This is a genomic window from Leptolyngbya sp. FACHB-541 (assembly GCF_014695875.1).
GTDB lineage: Bacteria > Cyanobacteriota > Cyanobacteriia > Elainellales > Elainellaceae > JAAUTN01.
In genome coordinates, this window is sequence record NZ_JACJPC010000075.1 from 1 (window position 1) to 2,224 (window position 2,224).

The window sequence follows — 2,224 nt, forward strand, 5'->3', positions numbered from 1 at the left end:
CGTCTAACAGCATTTCAGGCCCTCCAGAGTCAGCAGGGTTAGCATAATAGCAGAGTTGTTCCCGTACTCTACATCTCTAGAGTGACGGGTATGCTATTTTCCCGCAAGTCCCTAAGGAGTCAGATTCCCGTCATATGCCACCTAATTTCTATTTCGACCAGGAGGACTTTTTAATAGCCAGGAGTGCAGGCAAGAACTGGAGCTGGACAGCTTTACGTGCAGAAGCTTTTTGTAGTGAGATTTTAGGTATTCCCAACTTACCGCTACTGATAGCTGTATATGCAGTTATATCCAAGGAACTTGGGCTACCCTTGAGATTCCCTGGCACGCAGGCTGCCTATAACGCATTAGTTCAGGTAACGGATGCTGATTTGCTAGCAGAAGCAATGACTTGGGCTGCAACTTCATCCGAGGCTGCCGACGAGGCTTTTAATCTGACAAATGGGGACGCTTTTCGCTGGGCAACTCTATGGCCTCAATTCGCTAAATTCTTCAATATGGAATATGCCTCGCCCCAGGCGATTCCACTGGCAGAATTTATGGCTGATAAGCAGCCTTTGTGGGAAAAGATAGCTCAAAAGTATGGGCTGCAGGCTTATTCACTAAAGGATCTAGCAATCTGGCCGCTGGGTGATTTTCTCTTTAATTGTGACTGGGATGTCTTGTTGAGTGCAACCAAAGTCCAACAGGCTGGATTTCACCGAGTTGTAGACAGTGAAGAGATGTTCAAATCGCTGTTTCAGACCTTTCGCGATCGCAAAATTATTCCTTAGCCAGGTACGAGCGTAAGAAATCATTAAAACAGGATGCGCGCTAGCCCTCCCCGCTACAAAATATTTCTGCGGTCACAGGATTGAGCTTTTGCAAGAGTTTCCCCTAGGAGAGCGTGTCTCTTAATAACCCGAGCAGGAGAATCAAACAATGGATTTCTTGTCACAGACTTCAGATGTATCGAAAACTTTCAAAATAGGAGGAGACTTGATAGTGAACCGCCTTGGTTACGGCGCGATGCGATTGACCGGGCAACCGGGTAACTTTGGCCCTTATACCGATTGGGAGGAAGGGAAAGCCTTACTCCATCGAGCAGTTGAGTTAGGAGTCAATTTCATCGACACAGCAGAAGCCTACGGCCCGGGGGACAACGAGGCCATAATTGCCGATGCGTTGTATCCTTACCCTACAGACTTGGTGATTGCAACCAAAGGAGGGATTTATAAACCAGCTCCTAATAATATCCAAACAGATGGCAGACCAGAAAGTTTGCGACGAGGGGTAGAGGGAAGTTTACAGCGGCTCAAGCGTGAGCAGATTGATCTCTATCAGCTACATCGCCCTGACCCAAAAGTTCCATTTACTGAATCAGTTCAGACACTAGCAGCACTTCAGAAAGAAGGAAAAATTCGGCATATTGGACTCTCGAACGTCTCACTAGAGCAGCTTCAAGAAGCCCAAGCAATTGCCCCTATTGCTTCTGTTCAAAATCGCTTCAGTTTGAGCGATCGCACCCATGAAAATATTTTGAACTACTGCACTGAACAAGGCATTGCTTTTATCCCGCACGGCTCCCTGGGTGCTCATCCGCTTAAACGGGGCACCCCCCTATCCAGTGCCCAAGGCATTCTTGCCAAAATCGCACAACACCATAAAGCTAGCACCACTCAAATTGCCCTTGCCTGGTTACTGCACCGTGCGCCGAACATACTTCTAATTCCAGGAACAACAACGATCAGTCATCTGGAGGAAAACATGAATGCAGGCTCATTACAGCTTTCTCAGCAAGAGATTATCCAAATCAGCCAAGACCTTACCGAAATGTAAGTGATACAGGATGTATGAATGTCAGAGGGCAATATATAGAAGCCGCATAACGTTGCCCATCAATCGCCGCAGATTACTTTTCAGTCTCAATAGATAAACTTGATACGGTCGGGTGCATGGGCGTTATGGCTGGACGTAACGCTTGATGTTGAACACCAATAGGCAATCTTCAAACATTTGTCCCTGCCAAGGACTTGCTGTATAACTACAAAAGTCAGCGGTTGTAGAGAACTCAAAAAGCAGCAACATCGCCCATCAATCCACTGAACTGACATGTTAGCTGGATCTCGTTAGGTACTGTCAACTTAACTTTGGATAAGAGATAAAATACAGAATCCCGTCTTGCCTGTCTGTTCTGTCTATGTATTCTCGTCACCGCTTTCCTGCCGAAATCATCAGCTATTGC

At 46.6% G+C, this 2,224-nt stretch carries 2 protein-coding genes; both read left to right on the top strand.

Annotated elements, in window-relative coordinates; genetic code table 11:
• The first annotated feature begins 134 nt into the window (after positions 1-134).
• Positions 135-773, top strand: a complete 639-nt coding sequence (locus tag H6G00_RS16895) for a hypothetical protein (RefSeq protein WP_190797651.1) — start codon at positions 135-137, stop codon at positions 771-773.
• A gap of 148 nt (positions 774-921) precedes the next feature.
• Complete coding sequence (locus tag H6G00_RS16900) at positions 922-1,818, top strand: aldo/keto reductase (protein WP_190797652.1); 897 nt, start codon at positions 922-924, stop codon at positions 1,816-1,818.
• The last annotated feature ends 406 nt before the right edge of the window (positions 1,819-2,224 follow it).

Bases quoted from the DNA above. Each gene is read 5' to 3' on its own strand.
- H6G00_RS16895 (WP_190797651.1), top strand. From the start codon at position 135: ATGCCACCTAATTTCTATTTCGACCAGGAGGACTTTTTAATAGCCAGG.
- H6G00_RS16900 (WP_190797652.1), top strand. From the start codon at position 922: ATGGATTTCTTGTCACAGACTTCAGATGTATCGAAAACTTTCAAAATA.